This is a genomic window from Mesorhizobium sp. B2-3-11, assembly GCF_006442215.1.
Taxonomy (GTDB): Bacteria; Pseudomonadota; Alphaproteobacteria; order Rhizobiales; family Rhizobiaceae; genus Mesorhizobium; species Mesorhizobium salmacidum.
On record NZ_VFVS01000004.1, the window covers coordinates 281127 to 302781 of the forward strand.

Annotated in this window: 20 protein-coding genes and 1 tRNA gene; 4 read left to right on the top strand and 17 right to left on the bottom strand. The window is 63.6% G+C overall.

Translation table 11 applies throughout. The features are described 5' to 3' along the window. Positions 1 to 56 precede the first annotated feature (56 nt). Positions 57 to 908, top strand: coding sequence for a mechanosensitive ion channel domain-containing protein (locus FJ960_RS08695; protein ID WP_027141726.1), 852 nt, complete (start codon positions 57 to 59; stop codon positions 906 to 908). Here FJ960_RS08695 and FJ960_RS08700 read toward each other — a convergent pair whose 3' ends face one another. From FJ960_RS08700 to obgE, 5 genes are all read right to left on the bottom strand, one after another. Then, on the bottom strand, positions 909 to 2207 hold the full coding sequence (locus FJ960_RS08700) for an MFS transporter (RefSeq protein WP_140713143.1): 1299 nt from the start codon (positions 2205 to 2207) through the stop codon (positions 909 to 911). 71 nt (positions 2208 to 2278) lie between these two features. Next, complete coding sequence (locus tag FJ960_RS08705; RefSeq protein ID WP_140510005.1) at positions 2279 to 2866, bottom strand: nicotinate-nucleotide adenylyltransferase; 588 nt, start codon at positions 2864 to 2866, stop codon at positions 2279 to 2281. 331 nt (positions 2867 to 3197) lie between these two features. After that, positions 3198 to 4484, bottom strand: a complete 1287-nt coding sequence (locus tag FJ960_RS08710) for a glutamate-5-semialdehyde dehydrogenase (protein WP_140713145.1) — start codon at positions 4482 to 4484, stop codon at positions 3198 to 3200. A 3-nt stretch (positions 4485 to 4487) separates the two neighbouring features. Continuing rightward, positions 4488 to 5714, bottom strand: coding sequence for a glutamate 5-kinase (gene proB, locus FJ960_RS08715; protein ID WP_140713147.1), 1227 nt, complete (start codon positions 5712 to 5714; stop codon positions 4488 to 4490). A 4-nt stretch (positions 5715 to 5718) separates the two neighbouring features. Continuing rightward, complete coding sequence (gene obgE, locus FJ960_RS08720; protein WP_140713149.1) at positions 5719 to 6750, bottom strand: GTPase ObgE; 1032 nt, start codon at positions 6748 to 6750, stop codon at positions 5719 to 5721. A gap of 132 nt (positions 6751 to 6882) precedes the next feature. Between obgE and FJ960_RS08725 the strand changes: the two genes are divergently transcribed. After that, positions 6883 to 7752: an endonuclease/exonuclease/phosphatase family protein gene (locus tag FJ960_RS08725; protein WP_140713151.1), complete on the top strand. Its 870-nt coding sequence runs from the start codon at positions 6883 to 6885 to the stop codon at positions 7750 to 7752. Between the two features lie 183 nt (positions 7753 to 7935). On the opposite strand, the gene FJ960_RS08730 is transcribed toward FJ960_RS08725, so the two are convergent. The 3 genes from FJ960_RS08730 to FJ960_RS08740 form a co-directional block, all read right to left on the bottom strand. Further along, positions 7936 to 8523 (bottom strand): GNAT family protein, encoded by a 588-nt coding sequence (locus tag FJ960_RS08730; protein WP_140509963.1) that lies wholly within the window; start codon positions 8521 to 8523, stop codon positions 7936 to 7938. Between the two features lie 117 nt (positions 8524 to 8640). Beyond that, positions 8641 to 8910, bottom strand: coding sequence for a 50S ribosomal protein L27 (rpmA, locus tag FJ960_RS08735; RefSeq protein ID WP_015315190.1), 270 nt, complete (start codon positions 8908 to 8910; stop codon positions 8641 to 8643). A 97-nt stretch (positions 8911 to 9007) separates the two neighbouring features. Beyond that, positions 9008 to 9676 carry a 50S ribosomal protein L21 gene (locus FJ960_RS08740; protein WP_140509965.1) on the bottom strand — a complete coding sequence of 223 codons (669 nt, stop codon included), beginning with the start codon at positions 9674 to 9676 and terminating at the stop codon, positions 9008 to 9010. Between the two features lie 446 nt (positions 9677 to 10122). On the opposite strand from FJ960_RS08740, the gene FJ960_RS08745 reads away from it, so the two are divergent. Then, positions 10123 to 10212 (top strand) — tRNA-Ser (locus FJ960_RS08745). Between the two features lie 43 nt (positions 10213 to 10255). Here FJ960_RS08745 and FJ960_RS08750 read toward each other — a convergent pair. From FJ960_RS08750 to FJ960_RS08790, 9 genes are all read right to left on the bottom strand, one after another. Next, complete coding sequence (locus FJ960_RS08750; protein WP_140503780.1) at positions 10256 to 10558, bottom strand: transposase; 303 nt, start codon at positions 10556 to 10558, stop codon at positions 10256 to 10258. A gap of 44 nt (positions 10559 to 10602) precedes the next feature. Beyond that, on the bottom strand, positions 10603 to 11829 hold the full coding sequence (locus FJ960_RS08755; RefSeq protein ID WP_140713153.1) for a cyanate transporter: 1227 nt from the start codon (positions 11827 to 11829) through the stop codon (positions 10603 to 10605). A gap of 45 nt (positions 11830 to 11874) precedes the next feature. After that, the gene (locus tag FJ960_RS08760; RefSeq protein WP_140713155.1) at positions 11875 to 12534 is read right to left on the bottom strand and encodes an ankyrin repeat domain-containing protein; all 660 of its coding nucleotides are present in this window, start codon (positions 12532 to 12534) and stop codon (positions 11875 to 11877) included. Continuing rightward, the gene (locus FJ960_RS08765; protein WP_140713157.1) at positions 12531 to 13298 is read right to left on the bottom strand and encodes an aspartate/glutamate racemase family protein; all 768 of its coding nucleotides are present in this window, start codon (positions 13296 to 13298) and stop codon (positions 12531 to 12533) included. Before FJ960_RS08765 ends, FJ960_RS08760 begins: the two co-directional genes overlap by 4 nt. Before the next feature lie 84 nt (positions 13299 to 13382). Then, positions 13383 to 14825, bottom strand: a complete 1443-nt coding sequence (locus tag FJ960_RS08770; RefSeq protein WP_140713159.1) for an amidohydrolase family protein — start codon at positions 14823 to 14825, stop codon at positions 13383 to 13385. Between the two features lie 11 nt (positions 14826 to 14836). Continuing rightward, positions 14837 to 16561, bottom strand: coding sequence for an ABC transporter ATP-binding protein (locus FJ960_RS08775; protein ID WP_140713161.1), 1725 nt, complete (start codon positions 16559 to 16561; stop codon positions 14837 to 14839). Next, positions 16561 to 17460: an ABC transporter permease gene (locus FJ960_RS08780; RefSeq protein WP_140713163.1), complete on the bottom strand. Its 900-nt coding sequence runs from the start codon at positions 17458 to 17460 to the stop codon at positions 16561 to 16563. Before FJ960_RS08780 ends, FJ960_RS08775 begins: the two co-directional genes overlap by 1 nt. Then, positions 17460 to 18425, bottom strand: a complete 966-nt coding sequence (locus FJ960_RS08785) for an ABC transporter permease (protein ID WP_140713201.1) — start codon at positions 18423 to 18425, stop codon at positions 17460 to 17462. Before FJ960_RS08785 ends, FJ960_RS08780 begins: the two co-directional genes overlap by 1 nt. Positions 18426 to 18544: 119 nt before the next feature. Further along, positions 18545 to 20116: an ABC transporter substrate-binding protein gene (locus FJ960_RS08790; protein WP_140713203.1), complete on the bottom strand. Its 1572-nt coding sequence runs from the start codon at positions 20114 to 20116 to the stop codon at positions 18545 to 18547. Positions 20117 to 20279: 163 nt separating this feature from the next. Between FJ960_RS08790 and FJ960_RS08795 the strand changes: the two genes are divergently transcribed. Next, positions 20280 to 21650, top strand: coding sequence for an amidohydrolase family protein (locus tag FJ960_RS08795; protein ID WP_140713205.1), 1371 nt, complete (start codon positions 20280 to 20282; stop codon positions 21648 to 21650). The last annotated feature ends 5 nt before the right edge of the window (positions 21651 to 21655 follow it).

A 21655-nucleotide genomic window follows, 5' to 3' on the forward strand; every position in this document is an offset into this window, starting at 1 on the left:
CGGAACCCAGGCGTTCCGCAGCGGTTATCGGCTGACCGACCAACCGGAATCCCATCATGCCGATCGACCCGCAAAACACCCTTCTCACCGTCCAGGCCGGCCTCGCGCAGCTGAGTACGCTGATCGTTTCCTATTCCTTCTCCGCCATCGGCGCCGTCATCCTCCTGGTGGTCGGCTACATCGTTGCCAACCTTGCCGAGCGCTCGATCTCGGCTGGCCTCGGCCATATCCACGGTTTCGACGCGACGCTGCGGCATTTCTTTTCCAAGATCGTCCGCTACGCCATCCTGATCCTCGTCGTCATCATGGTGCTCGGCCAGTTCGGCGTGCAGACCGCATCGATCATCGCCGCGATCGGCGCGATCGGCCTGGCCATCGGTCTCGCGCTGCAAGGCACGCTGCAGAACATCGCCGCCGGCATCATGCTTCTGGCGCTGCGGCCGTTCCGAATCGGCGAATCGGTGGAGGTCGGCGCCATTGCCGGTTCGGTCGAGGAAATCGGCCTCTTCGCCACCAAGCTCAGGACCGCCGACGGCGTCTATATACTGGCCCCCAATTCGACGCTGTGGAACCAACCGGTACGCAATTTCACCCGTAATGGCGTGCGTCGCACCGACATCACGCTCAGCATCGGCTCCTGGAACGACATAGACGGCGCGCAGAAGACATTGCTTGGCATTGCCGGCGCCGAGAAGCGCATCCGCCGCGAACCGGCGCCGATCGCCTTCGTGGGCGCACTCGGCGATACGACCGTTTCGCTCACCTTGCGCTACTGGACCGCGGCGGCGGACTATTTCGCCACCCAGATCGATATGACCAAACGCGCCAAGCAGGCCTTTGACAGTGAAGGCATCTCCATCCCGCTGCCACCCCCGGAAGCACCGTCGCCCGAGACCCGCAAGCAGTAATCAACCGCCTCTGCGGCGGGCCTCTTCGTCCGGCGCGAAGGCGAGTTCCACCGGCAGCGGTGCTTGCGCCGACATCGGCGCGAAACTGCCCGTGGCGGCCGCCGGAACAGGCCGCACCGCGATCACCCGCCACAGCACGAACAGGCAGAATGCCGAGGCGATGACGATGCCGACATAGATGAAGGTTGCCGTGCCGAAGACGGCGGAAAGCGCCGTGACGATGCTTGGCACGATGAAGCCGGCAAGCGACCAGGCAAACAGCATCGAGCTCGACAGGGCAAGCAGTTCATCCTTCCTGGCGCGGTCGGCGGCATGCGCGCTGGAGAGCGCGTAGATCGATTCCGCCGCCCCGTCCCAAATCAGGTAGATCACCAAAAGGGCCATCAGCGCACCGCCGTCGAAGGCTACGGCCAGCACGCTGGCGAAGACCGCGAGCGCCGCGGCGCCGGCAAGCACGTAACGCCGATCGGTGCGGTCGGAAAGCCAGCCAAGCGGTATCTGCAGGATCAGCGTGCCGACCGGCATTGCCGACAACAGCAGCGCCACGTCGGCCTGGCTATAACCCTTGGCCGTGGCATGGATGGGGGCGAAGCCGGAAATGATCATCGACAGGCCGCCGACCGCCAGCATGCCAGCGACCCCGACCGGCGAAATCCGCCAAGCCTGGCGCAGCGCCACCGAAGCAGCCTGCGGCGCCGGCGGCTGGGCAAGGCGCGTCATGCCGACAGGCAGGATCGACAGAGCGGTGAAGGTGACGCCGATCAACGGCGCCGCGGCCGTGTGGATGTCGATGACGGCAAGCGTCGCATAGCCGACGCCAAGGCCGGCAACGTAGGCGACGTAGAACACCGCCATCACCCGGCCGCGTATGGCGTTCGGCAGCGCGTCGTTGAGCCAGCTCTGGGCGACGATGAACAGCCCGCATATGGCAAAGCCGTAGAGCGCACGCGCCACGATCCACAGCAGCGGATGCGGTCCGGCGCCGATGGCGACATTGGACAGCGCGATCAATGCCGACAGCACCATGAAGGCGCGTGCGTGGTCGACCCTGCGCACCAGCGGGCCGGTCAGGATACAGCCGGCAAGGCCGCCGGCCGACAGGCCGGTGACGATCAGCCCTGCCCAGACCGGGTCGAACCCCTCCACGCCGAGCCGGACGGGGATATAGGCGAACATCAGTCCGTTGCCGATGGCAATCAGCGCCATCGACACGATGACGCTGGCAATCGCGGTCAGCGGCGTCGGTGCACTGCCCTGTGTCGGATCGATTTGGGGGTGGGTTTTCTTTTGGACCGCCATGGCTGATCAGCATCGCCCATCGGTCAGGCGGACGCCGCTGTAAAAACGACATGGCCGGATGGACGAGATGCTCAACCCTTCGTCATTTTCCGGATCGCGGTCGACGACAACGAGGAACGCGGACCGTGGATGAAGGTCCAGGCCGGCGCCTTCATGCGGGCGAGCAGCGGCGCGTCGCCCTCGTCGATGCGGGCGTAATCGAAGGTCTTGGCAACCACCGACGACAGGAACGACAGCGTGGCGCCCGGACGATCGATGACTGCGATCGGAAAGGTGAGCACAATCTCGCGCCATCGCTGCCAATGATGGAAATCGCGCAAACTATCCGCGCCCATGATCCAGACGAAGTCGACGCCGGGATTGCGCGCCTTGACCAGAGCCAGCGTGTCGGCGGTGTAGCGCACATTGTGTGCCGCCTCGAAGGCCGTGACCTTGATCTTCGGGTTCCTGGCGATCTTCTCCGACAGTTGCAGCCGCTCGGCCAGCGGTGCCAGCTCGCGTGCGCTCTTCAACGGATTGCCCGGGGTTACCATCCACCACAGCTGGTCGAGCGCCAGGCGCCGCAAAGCGATTTCGGCAACCAGCGCATGGCCGGCATGCGGCGGGTTGAACGAGCCGCCGAACAGGCCGACGGCGAGGCCTTTTTCGGCGTGCGGCATCTTGAGGTGGTGGGAAGAGACCGTGGGCTGAGGGGACGAAAGCATGGTGCTAGGCGCCCCCCTCTGCCCTGCCGGGCATCTCCCCCGCAAGGGGGGAGATCAGCAGTTTCAGCGCAGGCGCAGATCTTGCAACGCCCACAATCAGCGACACCGGAAATGTCAGCCGATCTCCCCCCCTGAGGGGGGTGAGGAGTGGTCCGCGAAGCGGACGGAAAGCCAATTGCTTGGCTTTCCGAATAACGAACGCCCGGAGCGACAGCGAAGGGCCGGATCCGGCAGGACGGAGGGGGTTGCCTGGGCGCAAAGTTTCAGGCCTGGTGGGCGAAAGACATCAAGGCCTCACCTGTCCTGATCCGCGAACGCGGTATTTGAACGAGGTCAGCTGCTCCACGCCGACCGGTCCGCGCGCATGCATCTTGCCGGTGGCGATGCCGATCTCGGCGCCCATGCCGAACTCGCCGCCATCGGCGAACTGCGTCGAGGCGTTGTGCAGCAGGATCGCCGAATCGATCTCGTTGAAGAACCGTTCGACCGTCTTGGCGTCCTCGGCGACGATCGCCTCGGTGTGGTGCGAGGAGAATGTCTCGATATGATCGATCGCACCGCCGATGTCATCGACCAGCTTCACCGCGATAATGGCGTCGAGATATTCCGTCACCCAGTCGGAATCGGTCGCCGGCCTGGCGTCGGAGAAGACTTTCAACACCTCGGCATCGGCATGAATTTCACAGCCGGCGGCGCGCAGCGCGTCGAGGATCGGCACCAGATGGGTGGTGGCGATGGCGCGGTCGACCAGCAGCGTTTCGGCGGCACCGCAGACACCGGTGCGCCGCATCTTGGCGTTGACCGCGATCCGCACCGCCATGTCGAGCTCGGCGGAGCGGTCGATATAGAGATGGCAGATGCCTTCGAGATGGGCAAAGACCGGCACCCGCGCCTCGCTCTGCACCCGCCCGACAAGGCTTTTGCCGCCGCGCGGAATGATGACGTCGAGATCGCCGCCAAGCCCCTTCAGCATTTCGCCGACCGCGGCGCGGTCCGTGGTCGGCACCAGCTGGATGGCATCCTCGGGCAGCCCGGCCGCCTTCAGTCCCTCGACCAGGCAGGCATGGATCATCGAGGAGGAATTGAGCGAATCCGAACCGCCGCGCAAAATCACCGGATTGCTGGCCTTGAGGCAAAGCGCACCGGCATCGGCAGTCACGTTCGGCCGGCTTTCATAGATGACGCCGACGACACCAAGCGGCGTACGCACGCGCTCGATATGCAAGCCGTTCGGCCGCTCCCACGCGGCGATGATATCGCCAATCGGATCCTTGAGCCCGGCAATTTCGCGAATGCCGTCCGCCATGGCGCGGATGCGCGCCGGATCGAGCTTCAGCCGGTCCATGAAGGATGCGGACAATCCCGATTGCTCGCCGTTCAGGACGTCGATGGCATTGGCATCGAGAATGTCCCGTTCCCGGGCGACGATTGCCTCGGCCATGGCGGCAAGCGCGGCGTTCTTGGCGGCGGTGGTGGCGATGGCCAGCGGTCGGGCGGCAGCGCGGGCGCGGCGGCCGATGCCGGCCATCAGCGCCACGGTGTCGTCCCCGGATTTTTCATGCAGCTTCAGCATGGCTCATCCTCCGCTTATGTCGCCTTCAGCCCGCACTTGGTCACTGGCCTGTACTTGGTCACTGGCCCGTACTTGGTCACTGGCCCGTACTTGGTCACTGGCCCGCACTTGGTCACTGGAATGACTCACCACAAGATCGTCGCGGTGGATCATCGCCGAACGCGCCTCGTAACCGAGCACCGTCTCGATCTCGACCGTCTTCAGGCCTGCGATCCTTACGGCATCGGCGGCATCATAGGCAACCAGCCCGCGCGCGATCTCGCGGCCCTCGGGCGACAGGATCGCCACCGTGTCGCCGCGCGAGAAATTGCCACTGACCAGTTTGACGCCGGCCGGCAGCAGCGATTTTCCCGAAATGAGCGCGCCGATGGCGCCGGCATCGACCGTCAGCCGCCCGGCCGGCTCGAGCTGGCCGGCGATCCAGGTCTTGTAGCCTTTGACAGGATTGGTGCTCGGCTTGAAGAAGGTGGCGCGCTCGCCGCGTTCGATCGCCATCAGCGGCGACAGCCTAGTGCCCGAGGTGATGATCATCGCGGTGCCGGCGGCGGTGGCGATCTTGCCGGCATCGAGTTTCGTGCGCATGCCGCCGCGCGACAGCTCGGACGCGGCGGCTCCCGCCATCGCCTCGATATCAGGCGTGATGCGGTCGACCACCGGGATGAACTTGGCTTGCGGGTCGCGGGCCGGCGGCGCGGTGTAGAGCCCGTCAATGTCGGACAGCAGCACCAGGAGGTCCGCGCCCATCATCGTCGCCACGCGCGCGGCCAGCCGGTCATTGTCGCCATAGCGGATTTCGGAGGTCGCCACCGTGTCGTTCTCGTTGATGACCGGCACCGCCTTCATCTTGAGCAGCGTCGAGATCGTCGCGCGTGCGTTAAGGTAGCGGCGGCGCTCCTCGGTGTCGCCGAGCGTCAAAAGGATCTGGCCCGACTTCAGGCTACCCTTGCCGAGTGCGTCCGACCAGGCGCCGGCCAGCGCGATCTGGCCGACGGCGGCCGCCGCCTGGCTTTCCTCGAGCTTCAAGGCACGCTTGCCGAGGCCAAGTATGGTGCGGCCAAGCGCGATGGCGCCCGACGACACGACCAGGATCTCGGCACCGCCATTGGCAAGCGCGGCGATGTCGTCGGCGAGCGAGTCGAGCCAGTCGCGCTTCAGGCCGCTCGCTCGGTCGACGAGCAGTGCGGAGCCGATCTTGACGGTGATGCGCCGGTATTTCCTGAGTGACTGCATGGTCCTACTTTTCCCAGCGCGTCTCGACCGGGGCGGCAATTTGCGCGCGGGCTTCGGCGATCACCGCCATCAGCGCGCGCTGCACCGCCTCGACGCCTTCGCCGGTGACAGCGGACAGCAGCATCGGCGCACGCCCGGCGGCGCGCTTCAAGGAAGCGACCTTCTTCTTGCGCGCGTCGGCGTCGAGCGTGTCGACCTGGCTCAGCGCCAGGATCTCGGCCTTGTCGGTCAAGCCGTGGCCATAGGCCTCGAGCTCGGCCCGCACGGTCTTGTAGGCCTTGCCCGGGTTCTCCTCCTGCGCGGAAACCAGGTGGAGCAGCACGCGCGTGCGCTCGACATGGCCGAGGAAGCGGTCGCCGATGCCGACGCCTTCATGCGCGCCTTCGATCAGACCTGGAATGTCGGCGATGACGAATTCGCGCGCATCGATGCGGGCGACGCCGAGGCCCGGATGCAGCGTCGTGAACGGATAGTCGGCGATCTTCGGCTTGGCCGCGGTGACGGCGGCGAGGAATGTCGACTTGCCGGCATTGGGCAGCCCGACCAGTCCGGCATCGGCGATCAGCTTCAGCCGCAACCAGATGTTGAGCTCCTCGCCCGGCAGGCCGGGATTGGCGCGGCGCGGCGCCTGGTTGGTTGAGGTCTTGAAATGCTGGTTGCCGAAGCCGCCATTGCCGCCCTTGGCCAGGAGAAACCGCTGCCCGACAACGGTGAGGTCGCAGATCAGCGTCTCATTGTCCTCTTCGAAGACCTGCGTTCCGGCCGGCACCTTCAGCGTCACATCGGCGCCCTTGGCGCCGGTCATGTTGCGGCCCATGCCGTGGACGCCGGTCTTGGCCTTGAAGTGCTGCTGGTAGCGATAGTCGATCAGCGTGTTCAGCCCGTCAACCGCTTCCAGCCAGACATCGCCGCCGCGGCCGCCATCGCCGCCATCCGGCCCGCCGAACTCGATGAACTTCTCGCGCCGGAACGACACCGAACCGGCGCCCCCGTCGCCGGAGCGGACATAAACCTTGGCTTGATCGAGAAATTTCATGGGATCGCAGTTTCTTTTATTGGCCTTGCGGCATTGCTCTAAACCTTGGGCCTTGCTCTAAACCAAGGCGCGGCGAAGGGCGAGGCCGTTTTATGACGATGGCCACGCGGGGTTGGCCGGAGAGATTGCGGCATGAAGCTTGTAACCTACAACATCCAATACGGCATCGGTCTCGATGGACGCTACGATGTCGGGCGTATTGCCGATGCCGTACGCGGCGCCGACGTGATCGCCCTGCAGGAGGTCACCCGCAACAACCCCAGGAACGGCAGCCGCGACATGGTCGCCGAGATCGGCGAGGCGCTGCCCGAATATTTCGCCGTCTACGGCAGCAATTTCGAGGCCAATATCGGCTCGCGCATCGAGGATGGCCGCGCCATCACCACCACCTTCCAGCTCGGCAATATGGTCCTGTCGAAAACGCCAATTCATCTGTCGCGCAACCTGCTTTTGCCGCGCAGCCGCAGCTTCGAGATGATGAACTTCCAGCGCGGCGCGCTGGAGGCGCTGATCGAGACGCCGCTTGGTTTCATCCGCTTCTATTCCATCCATCTCGATCACCGCAGCCCGGTCGAACGCGCCAGCCAGATCCAGTTCCTGCGCCGGCGCCTGTTGAACTATGCGCTCGAAGGCGGCGCGCTGTCCGGCGTCGCCGAGATCGGCCTGCCGGAATTGCCGCATCCGGAAGCCTTTGTCGGCATGGGCGATTTCAACATGCTGGCCGGGTCGCCCGAATATGTCGAACTCGCCGGCCGGCCGGACCATGAATTCGGCATGCCGCTGACCGCAGACTTCGCCGTCGATGCCGCCATGCGCCTCGATGTCGCCGGCGACGATCTCGTCTCCTGGGTCGATCCCAAGGACCCCGCCAACACCAGCCGCCACAAGCGCATCGACTACATCTTCACCAGCGCATCGCTGGCCAGATCGCTGCAGCGCCTGTGGGTCGACCATCAGGCAACCGGTTCGGACCATCTGCCGGTGTGGGCCGAACTGGGCTGAGCCCAGTCCAGCCCGGCACCCTTGGTATCGACCTGGACCCCGATGTGTGTTGAGATTCAGGTCAGGCCGAGCCGAAAACATTGGTTTTCGAGAACCGGAGCGGAGCGTACTTATCGTACGCGAGCATCGGAAGCGCAGAAAATCAACGTTTGCAGGCCGGCCTCACCTGAATATCAGCACACATCAGAAGTGCACCCAGTTGCGCAGGCTGGTCCAGGTCTTCCTGTCGAGCCGGTAACGCTCGACCGGCACCTGGCCCGCCACGATCGAGTTCAGCATGCCTTGGCCGGCATACTGGAAGCCGCACTTGTGGATCACCCGGCGCGAGGCCGGATTGATGACCCGGGTCGAGGCATGCAGCACCTGGATCGAGGTGCTCTGGAAGGCGAGATCGACCAGCGCGTGGGCTGCTTCGGTCGCATAGCCGCGCTTCCAGTGGGGCTCGCCGATCCAGTAGCCGAGCTCCAGCCCGCGATCGGTGGTGTTCAGCCCGGCGCAGCCGACGAAAGTGTCGGTGCCGGCCAGCGTCAGCGCATAGGCAATGCCGGCGCGGCGTGACTTGGTCATGGCGAGGAAAGCGCGAGCCTCGGCTTCGCCATAGGGGTGCGGCATGCGTGCCAGCATCTCAGCGACGTGACGGTTGTCGGCAAGCTCGACCAGTTGCGCGATATCCCGCTCGTCTGGAGCCCGCATCACCAGCCGCTCGGTGACCAGCACCGGACAATCTATCGCGTAACTTTCGTCTTCTGAGTCTTCCGCTTCGGCAACCATTTCAAAGTCCTCCAGGCAAAAGAAAAGGGAGATGGAAACCCATCTCCCCTGATCCTTTTCCTGGCTTTGCCAGACACCGGTCCCGAGATGGGTGCCGGTGTTCTAGTGCGGAACCGGCTACTCCGCGGCTTTGGTAATCGGATTGACCGATACGTAGGTTCGGCCGTTGGCTTTTTTGTTGAACGTCACGGCGCCTGTTTCGAGCGCGAAAAGGGTGTGGTCCGTGCCCATGCCGACATTGACGCCGGGATGCCAGGTGGTGCCGCGTTGACGAATGATGATGTTGCCCGGGATGACGGCTTCGCCGCCGAACTTCTTCACGCCCAGACGCTTGGAATGCGAGTCGCGACCGTTGCGCGACGAGCCGCCAGCTTTCTTGTGTGCCATCTAACTAACTCCGTTGCGCCGCGAGGCGCCTAATAGGCGTTATGAACGCGTTCGCGTTCCGTTTCAAGTCCGATCCGGCTGATGTTTGGCCGGAAAATTACTTCTTCGCCAGTTCCTTGGCCTGTTCGCGCCAGTCCTTGATCTGGTCGGCGCTGAACGGCATGTGCTCGTCGATCTTGGCGACATCCTTGTCGGACAGCTTGGCGAGCTGCGCGAAGGTGATGATGCCCTGCTCGGCGAGATCCTTGGCGGCGACCGGGCCGATGCCCTTGATCACGGTCAGGTCGTCCGGCTCGCCCTTCGGCGCCTTGAACAGCGGCGCGGCCGCGGTCTCGGCTGCCTTGGCCTTGGGCTCCTTCTTCGGCGCGGCTTCCGCCTTCGCTTCGGTGGCTGCCTCTGCCTTGGCTTCCTTCTTCGGCGCCTTGACCGCTGCAGTCTTCGTCGGCTTGGCGCCACCCAGCAGGATCTCGGAGATCCGCACGGTGGTCAAAAGCTGGCGATGGCCGATCTTGCGGCGCGAATTCTGGCGGCGGCGCTTCTTGAAAGCGATGACCGTGCGGTTCTTGCCCTGCTCGACGACTTCGGCGGTGACCAGAGCGCCATCGACGAACGGCGCGCCGAACGTGACATTCTCGCCCTCGCCATGCGCGAGCACGTGGCCGATCTCGACGATGTCGCCGACATTGGCTTCGACTTTTTCGATCTTCAGGAGATCGTTGGCGGCAACGCGATACTGCTTACCGCCCGTTTTAATGACTGCGAACATTTTTTGCCTTTCGCTGTTCGGTTCGGCCTTGATGATCCGCCTCTGGCGGTTCGGCCGTCTTTTTGTCAGTCTGCGGGTTCAAAAAACAAGCGGCGCGGAAGAACCCTCCACGCCGATTGCGCGCTGTCCCTAACCGAAGGTTGAGTGGGAGTCAAGGCAAACAGCCATTGCCGAGGCTGTTATTGGCCGCTCGGCGATGCGGCCGCGGCAAGCTTCTGCGGCGACAACGACGGCAAGGCTTACGCCCCGGGAGAACCGGTGACGACAGCGACGGCGGCCGAGGCCGCCAATGGCGGACCACCCGATGAGCGGCGGATGCCGCCTTGAACCCGCTGCCTGAGCACACTGCTTGTCCGGCAAGCCAAATATCGCTGGATTTGGCCTTGTAACCTGCCCGTTCAGCCGTTATCTAGTGCGCCGCGCCGGCAACGGCCGACCATGACCGCGGAGAGGTGGCAGAGTGGTCGAATGCACCGCACTCGAAATGCGGCATGGGTGCAAGCCCATCGGGGGTTCGAATCCCTCCCTCTCCGCCAGGGCCTTCGGGTCCGTTCCGGAGAGATGGGTAACAGTTCGTACCTAAGACATGGGTGACAATCTCGTGCCGAACGGATTGTCGATGGTCTGCAAGGTTCTCTGCTCCAGGTCGATGTACCCGAGATCATAGCTCATGAAGGAGACGAGCCAAATGGCGTCGTCGACTTCCTTGATGCCGAGCCGTTGACCGGCGAGCACATGCGAGATGTTGATTTTCTTCCTATGCATGCAGATGCGGCCGCAGTTGGTGACGAGAATGTCGCGGTCGTGGAAAGGGTAGTGCAAGTCCTGCAAGCCGGCATAGGCTCTTGAAGAGGGTGCGTACAGGTCCGCTGGCGCCTTCATGTCGAGCGCCTCATGCGGCTGCTCGCAAGACTTCGCCGATGAGTTCAGCGGCTCGCAGCGGACGGAGCCGGCGAATTCCCCGCAGGCCTCATGATCTCGGCGTAACCTTTGGGATTGAAGCGCAGATAAAGGAATGTTGTGGTCGTCACGCAGACAAGATGCATGGTCCATCCGGAGGCGAAGCTCCCGCTCCAGTCATGCAAGAGAGCGGTGGCAAAGGGGCCAAGTGCCGCAATAAGGAAACCGCCGCCCTGCATCAGCGCAGCCAGGGCGCCGGCCTGCTCCGGTCGCGGCAAATGATCCAGGGCTATGACGATCGCAAGCGAGAAGCTTCCACCAAGGCCGGCGCCGCATATCCCAACCCAGAGAATGGGCGACTGTGCCGGAAAGAACGCCAATCCGGCAAAGCCTGCTGCCTGCAGAAACAAGGTCAGCAAGAGCCAGGGTCGACGGTCAACGTTTGCGCGGGCAAGTATCGGCAGCGCCAGGGCCGAGATCGCTTGGCAAACGGCCATCACGGCGACGAGGTTGCCGCTTGCAACACTGCTCCACCCTTGCGCCTGGTAATAGGGTGCAAGCCACGCAACCATGGATGAATAGCCGGAATTGACCAGTCCGAATGCCGCCATCAGCGCCCATGTCCGCGGGCGGCGCAGCAGCAGGCCGGTCAAGGCGCGATCGGGTCTTGCCTCCCTGGCGTCGGACAGGACGCGGAATGCCGCGCATAGTGCGATGCCGGCGGGAACGGCGAGCCAGGCCAGTGCCGCACGCCAGCTGTAGCCACTGTTGACAAGCTGGGGCGTCAGGCGCGCGCCGAGTGCGCCGCCGCCCATGATCATGCAGGAATAGAGGCCGGTCACCGCAGGCGTGCTTGCCGGAAATTTTGCCTTGATAATCCCCGGAAAGGCCGCCTGGATGAAGGCCACCCCTGCCCCGCAAAGTGCGGCTGTCAGGATCAGTGACAGGCCGCCGGTCGCGACAAGCCTGATCAACGAGCCCGAGGTCAGCACCGCAAGAGCCAGGAGTAGGCCCCGGCGTGTCCCGACAGCCGCCTGGATGCCTGGTGCAACAAAAGCACCGACACCCATCAACAGCATCGGCAGCAGTGTCAGCATGGCCAAGCTGCTGTAGCCCATGCCGGTGTCGGCCACGATATTGGCCAATATCGGCCCCGGCGCCGTCAGGAAGGGACGCAGGTTGATTCCGACCAATACGACCAGGACAAGCAAACTCCATTGCCTGCCGGCCGCAGGCTGTGTGGTCCCCGACATGGTCTTCCTAACCTTCTGGTACAGTGCGGGCTTTGCCGATGCCGCTCATCTGGCGCCCGCCTTTTCCAGCAGGCTCACCATTTGCACGTAGCCGTTCTTGCGCGCGTGCCGCAGCGGCGTCACGCCATCCTTGTCGGCGAGATTGACGTCGGCGCCGGCGTTGATCAGCCGGCTTACGATCTCAACATGACGCGGTCCGCCATCGGCCAGAATGATGGCCTCCAGCAAGGCGGTCCAGCCGAGCTTGTTGACGTGGTCGACATCGACGCCGGCCTCAATCAGCATGCTGACGGCCTCGACATGCCCGCGTTCGGATGCCGGAATAAGAGCGGTGCCGCCGTAACGGTTGGTGCTCTTGAGGTCGGCTCCGTGCTCAAGCGTCATCTTCAGGATTTCGATATGCCCGCGGGCGCCCGCGTAAAGGTATGGGCTGTCGCTGATATTGTCCTTGGCGTTGACGTCAGCGCCGGCCTCGATCAGGGCCCTGGCGGCGTCCACCCTGTTGCGCTGGATCGCGACGAGAAGAGCCGTGCGGCCGTTTGCGTCGCGCGCGTCGATGCTGGCTCCCTTGGAAACGAGCGTCTTGACCGTGGCGACGTCGTCCTGTTCCGCCGCCGAATAAAGTGTCGTCTCATTCATGGTCTGTCCCAACGCGATCAATGGAATGCAGGCGGCGATCCCGCACCGCAGAATTCTGCGCTTCATGATCCGGCCAAGCTCCTCGATAGGCTGGCTGCGGAACCCGGATGCCTTGCCGCGGCGAACGACGCTGCCTTGCCCTGCCGGGAGGCGGTGAAATCATGCCTGGGGTGCAATTCCAGACCGACAAGCAACTCGGCAAGCCTGACAGCCGCCGAAACCCCTTCGACCACCGGGATGCAATGAAGGCCTGACAGCCGCTTCGCCATGCCGGCCATCCCGGCGCAACCAAGGACGATGGCGTCGGCGCGATCCACCCGGAGCGCCTCCCGAATCTCGGCGCCGATGATCGACAATGCCGCCTCGCCGTCCGCTTCCAGCGCCAGCACCGGAATGCCGCTTGCCCGTACCGTGGCGAAGGACGAAAGGCCGTAGCGGACCAGATTGTCCTCGAGAATGGAAATGGAAACCGGTAAGGTTGTAATGACCGTGAAGCGCCTCGCCATGATGCTCGCGACACGCGCCGCGGCCTCGCCTATGCCGATGACGGGCTTGCGCGTCAGCATACGCGCGGCGTCGAGCCCGGTGTCGTCGAAGCAGGCGATGATATAGGCATCGACGGCATCGTCCTGCTCGGCGCGTTCGATGCGCTCGAGAAGACCCGGAACCGCCATTGCGCCATCGATCGCGCCCTCGATCGAAGCAGGTCCGTTCTCGTTCTGCATGACGATGATTTCCGTGCCTGCCTGCGCTGCCCGAGATGCCGCGGCACCGATGGACGTCGTCATCGACGCTGTCGAATTGGGATTGATGATGCCGATGCGTGTCATGCGATAGTTCCTGAGGGCTGACCGATGGAACGAGCGTTGCAACCGCCGGCGATCGCCGGTGACCTGTTTCGTCTCCAGATCGACCTATTCGATCAGATCCGTGTCGCGGCTGTGCCGCCAGAACCTGGCGGGGGTCCTGAGCAGCTCGCGCAGGCCCAGCCGCTCGATCATCAGTTCCGTCTCGCGTTGCGCGGCATCGAGCACGGCATCCTGATCGACATGAACGGGCTTGCGGTCCCGCAAGAGCACGCGTCCGCCGACCAGCACGGTGTGGACATCGTTTCCATTGGCGAAATAGGTGACGCGGAATTCCGGCATGTTCGCGGGGTAGAGATGCGGACGTCGGAGGTCGACCAGGATCACATCGGCCTTCTTGCCGGGCTCCAGCGATCCGACCTCATGATCGAGCCCAAGCACGCGCGCGCCGTCGATGGTGCACATCTCCAACGCCTTGCCCGGCGGAAGCCAGCTTGGGTCGTGGAAGTAGGTGCGGTGGTAGTGCATGCATTGCTGCATGTGGCGGAACATATCCGCCGAGCGATCTGGTGCGGTCGCATCGGAGCCGATGGCGACCGTGACGCCGGCGTCCAGGAGTTCGGTCACCGGGCAACGTGCCAGAATGGCGGCTACCGCGCTGGGATTGTGCACGATGCTGGTGCCGGTCTCGGCGCAGATGGCGATTTCCTCTTGAGTAAGAGCGGTTGCATGCGAGAGCAGCGTGCGCGGTCCGAGAACGCCGATCTCTCGGGCGATCTTCACGCTGCCCTTGGTATGACCATCCTGGGTGAAGACCAGGCCGCGCTCCTCGGCGATCCCCTTGACCTTTCGCGATTGCGCCATGGCATCCCCGGCGCCGGGACCATCGAGATGCTCTTGATGCACGGTCGGCGTCAGCAGGGCGACATGCAGGCGATCCTCGTGAGTGCCATGCCAGCGGTCGGCCAGCTGTTGGGAAGTGGCAAGCTGCTGGTCGAACGATACCGGATAGTCCGTGCGGCTGGAGCCTTCCCAGCGCGCATAGGTCAGGGGATGCGGCGGGCGCGTCGTGCCGACGGCCACGACGGAACGCGTGCCGATGCCGAGCACGCCCTCCATATGCGCATTGCCATAGGCCGGGTCGTCGGTGCGCATGACGGAATCGCCGCCACCCAGCAGGGACACACCGGTCGTCACGCCGAACCGCAGGCGCTCCAGCGCGGCAAGCTGCGCCTCCGCGTGCCAGAACTCCGGCGTCGAGCCCACCGTGTAGGCCCCTTGGCATGCCCGGTACCAGAGATCACTGCGTCCGCCGCCCAACGTCTTGATCAGCCCATGCCCGGCATGAGCATGGCTGTCGACGAAGCCGGGCATGATGGCCATCCCAGTGGCATCGATCGTTTTGCACGCTGGATGGGCTGTCGCCACATCCTCCGCGCGGCCGACAGCAACAATGCGATCGCCTTTTATGGCGACGGCGCCATTGGCGATGATCCGCCGTTCGGGATCGATTGCAATGACGGTGCCGCCCCTGATCAGAACATCTGTCATGCTGCTATCTCTCACAGGCTCGCTTGAGCATTTTCTCTGGACAGGACGCGGTCGAGCGAGGGCGCGAGGCGCAGCAATTCCCGCGTATATTCATGGGCGGGAGCGGTAAACAGCGTTTCGGCGTCCGCAAGTTCGACGATCTCGCCCTGTCTCATCACCGCGACGCGGTCGCACATCTGACGTATCACCGCGAGGTCGTGGCTGATGAACAGCATCGACAGGCCCGCGAGATCGCGTAGGTCCTTCAACAGATTCAGGATCTGCGCCTGCACCGATACGTCGAGCGCCGAGGTCGGCTCGTCGCAGATCAGCAGGGATGGCCGTGGGCCGAGCGCCCTTGCGATCGCGATACGCTGGCGCTGGCCGCCGGAAAAAGCGTGGGCGAACCGCGTGCCCGCATCGCCCGGAAGCCCGACCGCCTCCAGCAGCGTCTCGGCATCCAGCCGCGCCTCCGCCGCGTTCGAGGCGAGCTTGTAGAACAGGATCGGTTCCGCGATGGCCGCGTTGATCCGCAGCCTCGGATTGAGGGCCGAATAAGGATCCTGAAACACCATCTGCAGAGATTGGCGAACGGATTTGTCGCGACGCGCGCCAAGCGCCGTGCCCTGAAAATCGATCGTTCCCGAACTCTGCGTTACAAGACCGGCGATGGTGTTGGCGACGGTGGTCTTGCCGCAGCCGGACTCGCCCACAAGTCCGAATATTTCGCCACGGCGCACATCGAAGGACACGTCCTTCACAGCCTTGAACACCGATGCCCTGCGGCCCGGGATGAAGGACCGCTGGCCGTACTCCACGCACAGGTTTCGCACCGTCAGCTTGGCCTCACCACCGCCGCTTGTGGCGCCGCCGGTATTCTTGCTGCGCACGGCCTGGCGCGCCTCCAGCGTTGCTTTCGTCTCCTCGCTCGGCACCGGCAGGCGCTCGAGCCGGATGTCGATCGGCGGAACGGCTCCGATCAGCGTGCGCGCGTAAGGTGCTTTCGGCTTGGCCAGCACATCACGCGCGGGCCCGCTTTCCACCACGCAACCGTTCTGCATGATCGTCACGCGGTCGGCGATTTCCGCCACCACGCCCATATTGTGGGTCACCAGCAGGACACCGACGCGGCGGTCATCGGCGAGATCGCGGATCAGCTTGAGGATCTGCGCCTGCACCGACACGTCGAGCGCCGTCGTCGGCTCGTCCGCGACAATCAACCTGGGACCGCAGGCGAGCGCGGTGGCGATGACAACGCGCTGGCGCTGCCCCCCCGACAATTGATGCGGATAGCTGCCAAGCCGCCGCTCCGGCTCGGGAATGCCGACCGCCTTCATCAGGTCGAGCGCGCGGTCGCGGGCTTCGCGGCGCCCGATCTTCAGATGCGTCAGCATGCCCTCGCACAGCTGGCTTTCCACGGTGAAAAGCGGGTTCAGGCTGGTCATCGGATCCTGGAAGATCGCGCCGACGTCGCGGCCAGGAATGATCCCCTTGGTGCGGCCGGTGCGGATGTCGATCGGTTTGCCCGCTATGGTGATGGCGCCCGAGGCAATCCTGCCGGGCGCCTGCAGCAAACCCATCACCGCGTTGCCGACGGTCGTTTTTCCCGCCCCGGATTCCCCGACCAGTGCATGAATCTCGCCGGGTAAGATCGTCAGGTCGATGTCGTCGACCGCGGCGAGGACGCTGCCGTTGGCAAGCGGATATTCGACCCGCAGGTTCCGGATGTCGAGGACGGGCGAAATTGCGTTTTCCATCAGTTCGTCATCAGTTTGGGGTTGAAGCGATCACGCAGATAGTCGCCGATCACGTTGACGGCCAGAACCAGAATCACCAGCACGATGGCGGGCATCACGGCGATCCACCACAGACCCGAGAACAGGAACTCGTTGCCGATGCGGATCAGCGTGCCGAGCGAGGGATAGGTGGCCGGCATGCCCGCGCCCAGGAATGACAGCGTGGCTTCGGTCAGGATAGCGCCGGCGAGGTTGATGGTGGCGATCACCATCACCGAGCTCATCACATTGGGAAGGATCTGGCGCATCATGATCCGGCCAGACGGAAGGCCGATGACCTTGGCGGCCCGCACATAGTCGCGGGAAATCTCCACCATGCTGGATGCCCGCACGGTGCGCGCATATTGCACCCATTCATTGATCGCGATCGCAAAGATCAGGATAAGCGGAGCCCAGCTCGTCACGGTTTCGGCGCTTAGTTGCGCGCGGGCGATGCCGCTGATCAGAAGCGCGACGAGGATCGTCGGGAAGCTGACCAGGACATCGGCGATCCGCATCACGATGCTGTCGATGATGCCGCCGAAATAGCCGGCTATCGATCCGAGCGCCACACCTATCGCGGCGGCCAGCAGCACCGCCCCGGCGCCGATCAGGACAGATATGCGCAACCCGAACAAGATGACCGACACCAGGTCGCGCCCCTGGTTGTCGGTGCCGAGCAGGAAGCGCGGATCGCCACCGTCCATGAACACAGGTGGAATTTCCATGTCGATCAGCGAATAGGAGGAGACGTCACGCGGATCGATCGGCGCGATCAGCGGGGCGAAGATCACCAGCACCAGCATGGTCGCCAGGACCAGGCCGGCAATCATCACCGAGACGGGCGGAAGCCTGCGCAGCAGGGTGGCATTCGTCGCCATTATCTTGTCCTCAGCCGGGGGTCGATGAAGGCATAGAGCATGTCGACGAGCATGTTAATCAGCACGAACAGGAAGCCGACGAAGAGGAGATACGCAGCAAGAACCGGGATGTCCGGATAACTGACGGCGTTGGTGAAGAGCAGTCCCATGCCCGGCCATTGAAAGACGGTTTCGGTGACGATGGCGAAGGCGATGAGCTGGCCGATCTGCAGGCCCGTGACGGTTACGACCGGCATCAATGCGTTGCGCAGCGCCAGACGTCCATAAATGTAGGTGCGAGGCAGACCGCGCGCGAAGGCGAAACGAATATAGTCCGAAGACAGCACGTCGATCATCTCGGAGCGCACCAGGCGCATGATCAGCGTCAGTTGGAACAAGGCCAGTGTGATCGACGGCAGAATCAGCGATTTCAGGCCGGAAGCCGTCAGGAAGCCGGTCTTCCAGAAGCCGAGATCGACGAGGTCTCCTCGTCCGGATGAGGGGAGCCAGCGAAGGTTGACGGCGAAGATCAGGATCAGCAGCAGGCCGGTAACGAATGTCGGCATCGAAATGCCGACCAGCGACAGCGACTGGATCAGCCGCGACAGGAAGCCGTTCGGCCTCAAGGCGCACACGATCCCTAACGGAATGCCGATGGCCAGCGACATGACGGTCGCGACCACCACCAGTTCCAGCGTTGCGGGAAGCCTGGTCAACAGAAGATTGACGACCGATTCCTGATAGCGAAAGCTCGTTCCCAGATCGCCGTGGAGCGCACGCCCCACGAAGCCGAGGAACTGGACCAGAAGCGGTCTGTCGAGGCCGAGCGTGGTGCGCAATGCGTCCTTCTCGGCCTGGCTGGCTCCTTCACGCACCATTGTGGCGACAGGGTCGCCGACAAAGCGGAACATGATGAAGGCGATGGCAGTTACGGCAGCCATCACGAGGATGGCCTGAAGCAATCTTACCGATAGAACCCGGATCATCAGGAATACCTTGTAGGAAGCGCGGATCGAGCCGGATGGGATTTGCACCGGCCGCCGGTGGGCGTGCGCAAAAGCGGCTTCGCTTTCGTGGGCACACACCGGCGGCGTGGTTTCAGTAGCTATTTCATATGCGCGAACCAGGGACGCACGTATTCGTCGGGGAATTGCGGCATGTCGACCTTGTCGCTCATCGCCCAGGCCACCGGCTGCTGATGCAGCGGCAGATAGAGGGCTTCGTCATGCGTGATCTTGAAGGCTTCCTTCAGCATCTCGACGCGCTTGGCCTCATCGAGTTCGGTCGAAGCCGAACGGGCCAGTTCGTCGATCTTGGCATTGGAAAGGCCATTAGGATTACTGCCGCCGAAATTGCCGTCATTGGTCGCCAGCAGGGCCTGCAGCACGCTGTAGCCGTCCATTGGCGGCAGGGAAGCCCAGCCCAGCATGTAGATGTCAAGATCGCCTTTGTCCATGCGCGGGAAATAGGTTGTCTTGCTTTCGACATGAACGTCGGCCTGGACACCGATCTTGGCCCACATCGAAGCGATCGCCAGGCAGATCTGTTCGTCGGCGATATAGCGGTCGTTGGAACATGCCAGCCCGACCTTGAAGCCGTCGGGATAGCCGGCTTCCGCCAGCAGGGATTTCGCCTTGGCGACATCATAGTCCAGCGGCACGTCGATCGACTTGTCGTAGCCGGTGACCTCGGGCGCGACCAGCATGCCCGACGTGCGGGACTTTCCGCGCATCAGCCGCTTCTGGATGGTGTTCAGGTCGACCGCATGCCAAAGCGCCTGGCGCACCTTGAGGTTCAGCAGCGGATTGGGTTTGCCGGGCTCAGCATGAAGTTCGGGCCGGTAGCTGAAGCCGAGGAAAATCTCGCGCAGGGACGGGTTCTCGACCACCTTCAGGCCCCGGGTGTTTGTGATCCGGTCGATATCCTGCAGCGGAATCGGGGCAATCATGTCCAACTCTCCCGAAAGCAGCGCGGCGACGCGCGTGGCGGCCGACGCGATCGGGCGGAATTCGACCCCTGTCAGATTGTGCTGGGGCTTGTCCCACCAATCCTTGTTGACGGCGAAGACGGAGCGCGAGTCCGGTTCGTAGCTGACCAGCTTGAACGCGCCCGTGCCATTGGCATGGTTGCTGGCATAGGTGACGACGCCGGTCGAGGCATTGCCGGGCTTGAGGGCGTTGTGCTCCTCCATCCACGGCTTGCTCATCATGTAGATGGCGACGAGATCGTTCAGCAGCAGCGGATAGGGCCCGCGCAAGGTCATGTCGACCGTGTAGTCATCGATCTTCTCGACGCCGGTGACGGCGGAGAGGTTTTCCTTGTTGCGTGCACCCGGATCTATCTGGCGCTGGATGGTGGCGACCACGTCGTCGGCATTGAAGGGCTGGCCTTCGTGGAACTTGACGCCCTGCCGCAGATGGAAGCGCCAGCGGGTCGGCGAGACGACCTCCCAGGAGGTCGCGAGCGCCGGTTCGATGGCCATATCCTTGTTGCGCCGCACCAGCGCGTCGAACACCATGTTCTGCACGCTTTGGGTAAAGCTGTCGACCTGGGCGTTCGGATCATACGAGATGACGTCGCCCGACGACGACCAGCGCAATGTCTGCGCAAGCGACGGCGCCGTTACCGACATGACCATCGCGAGCCCCGCCAGGAGGGCCTTAATACACTTCTTCACACGCTTCTCCCATTTCTTTGTATACCAATTTTCGTTCAGATTGGATACGATTATTCCCGTGGACACCGTACACATCTCGTGCACAATATCAAGTCTGCTGTCTGCGATTTCGCTTTCGCATGTGCAAAAGCACTGAAATGCCGTTCCGGAATGGGAAATACCGATGACCAAGGCTCTGCTCATAGAAAACGGCGTGATCGTCACCATGGACGCAGGGCGAAGGATTTTCTCGAAGGGTCATGTCCTGATGGAGGATGGCCGGATCACCGCGATCGGCGATTGCGCGCCGCCCGCGCCAGACACGAATGCAACACGCATCGACGCCTCCGGAATGGTGGTGATGCCGGGACTCGTCGACACACACGCCCATGCGGGCCACATGTTGACCAAGGGCCTGGGAGACGATTCGGAAGCATGGATGAATACGGCCGGGCGTATCTATGCCGAGGCAACCGACAGCGAATTCTGGGCTGCGGAAGGCGCATTATCAGCGCTTGAGCGCATAAAATGCGGCACGACCACCGCCGCGCTGCTGTTTGGCGGCGGGCCGGATATTATGCGCACCGAGGCGCCCGAGGCGGCTCAGGCGCATCTGGCCGCCGTCGCCGGGATGGGCGTGCGCGAGATACTCGGTGTCGGTCCGAACCGGCCGGGCGCGGCCCACGTCTATCGCGACTACTCACGAAGCCCCTGTGCGGACATCTCCGTTTCGCCGGAGGCCCAGTTGGCCGTGTGCGCCAGACTTGTCGACGACTGGCAGGACCGCAACGGTCGTTTGCGGCTCGCAATTACCCTTCCGGTTTTCACCGCACGCGAGCTCGAAGATCCGGCAGTATACAATCTATCGCGCAAAGTGCGCGACTTTTCTCGGGAAAAGGGTATGCTGCTCATACAGGACGGGCATCGCGGAGGGTCTATCGCCGCTAATGCGGAGCGGCTCGGGCTGTTCGATGGACATTCGCTGCTGGCGCATTGCGTCGAACTGACCGAAGCCGACATTGCCGCGCTGAAAGACACCGGCGCCAAGGTGGCGCACAATCCAAGTGCGCTGATGTCGGTCTCCGGCCGCTGCCCGGCGATAGAATTGATGGAGGACGGCGTCACCGTATCGCTCGGCACGGACGCGTCGGCACCCGACCGCTCCTTCGACATGTTCCGCAACATGTTCCAGGCGCACCGCTACCATGCCCGGCATTTCAGGGACGACGCAGTCTTGCCGCCGATGCAGCTGCTGGAGATGGCGACCATCGAAGGCGCGCGCGCTTTGTCGATGGAAAGCGAGATCGGCTCGCTAGAGCTGGGCAAGCGCGCTGACATCATCCTGGTCAATATGCGCCAGCCGCATCTGTGGCCACCGGCGCATCCCGTGCAAAGGCTAGCACGCTTCGCCAACGGTGCGGACGTGGATACGACGATTGTCGACGGCCGCATCCTGATGCGCGCACGCAAGCTCGTCGAACGTGATGAGGATGCCATTCTGGATCGCGCCGAAAGGGCTTTCCATCTGATGATGAACCGCGCCGGGCTGGCATAGGCCCG

Coding starts and splice junctions, on each gene's coding strand:
- FJ960_RS08750 (WP_140503780.1), bottom strand. CDS start 10,558: ATGAAGGCGCCAGCGGACCTGTACGCACCCTCTTCAAGAGCCTATGCC.
- FJ960_RS08795 (WP_140713205.1), top strand. CDS start 20,280: ATGACCAAGGCTCTGCTCATAGAAAACGGCGTGATCGTCACCATGGAC.
- FJ960_RS08725 (WP_140713151.1), top strand. CDS start 6,883: ATGAAGCTTGTAACCTACAACATCCAATACGGCATCGGTCTCGATGGA.
- FJ960_RS08760 (WP_140713155.1), bottom strand. CDS start 12,534: ATGAAGCGCAGAATTCTGCGGTGCGGGATCGCCGCCTGCATTCCATTG.
- FJ960_RS08775 (WP_140713161.1), bottom strand. CDS start 16,561: ATGGAAAACGCAATTTCGCCCGTCCTCGACATCCGGAACCTGCGGGTC.
- FJ960_RS08695 (WP_027141726.1), top strand. CDS start 57: ATGCCGATCGACCCGCAAAACACCCTTCTCACCGTCCAGGCCGGCCTC.
- FJ960_RS08770 (WP_140713159.1), bottom strand. CDS start 14,825: ATGACAGATGTTCTGATCAGGGGCGGCACCGTCATTGCAATCGATCCC.
- obgE (WP_140713149.1), bottom strand. CDS start 6,750: ATGAAATTTCTCGATCAAGCCAAGGTTTATGTCCGCTCCGGCGACGGG.
- FJ960_RS08740 (WP_140509965.1), bottom strand. CDS start 9,676: ATGTTCGCAGTCATTAAAACGGGCGGTAAGCAGTATCGCGTTGCCGCC.
- FJ960_RS08700 (WP_140713143.1), bottom strand. CDS start 2,207: ATGGCGGTCCAAAAGAAAACCCACCCCCAAATCGATCCGACACAGGGC.
- proB (WP_140713147.1), bottom strand. CDS start 5,714: ATGCAGTCACTCAGGAAATACCGGCGCATCACCGTCAAGATCGGCTCC.
- FJ960_RS08780 (WP_140713163.1), bottom strand. CDS start 17,460: ATGGCGACGAATGCCACCCTGCTGCGCAGGCTTCCGCCCGTCTCGGTG.
- FJ960_RS08705 (WP_140510005.1), bottom strand. CDS start 2,866: ATGCCGCACGCCGAAAAAGGCCTCGCCGTCGGCCTGTTCGGCGGCTCG.
- rpmA (WP_015315190.1), bottom strand. CDS start 8,910: ATGGCACACAAGAAAGCTGGCGGCTCGTCGCGCAACGGTCGCGACTCG.
- FJ960_RS08765 (WP_140713157.1), bottom strand. CDS start 13,298: ATGACACGCATCGGCATCATCAATCCCAATTCGACAGCGTCGATGACG.
- FJ960_RS08710 (WP_140713145.1), bottom strand. CDS start 4,484: ATGCTGAAGCTGCATGAAAAATCCGGGGACGACACCGTGGCGCTGATG.
- FJ960_RS08785 (WP_140713201.1), bottom strand. CDS start 18,425: ATGATCCGGGTTCTATCGGTAAGATTGCTTCAGGCCATCCTCGTGATG.
- FJ960_RS08730 (WP_140509963.1), bottom strand. CDS start 8,523: ATGGTTGCCGAAGCGGAAGACTCAGAAGACGAAAGTTACGCGATAGAT.
- FJ960_RS08755 (WP_140713153.1), bottom strand. CDS start 11,829: ATGTCGGGGACCACACAGCCTGCGGCCGGCAGGCAATGGAGTTTGCTT.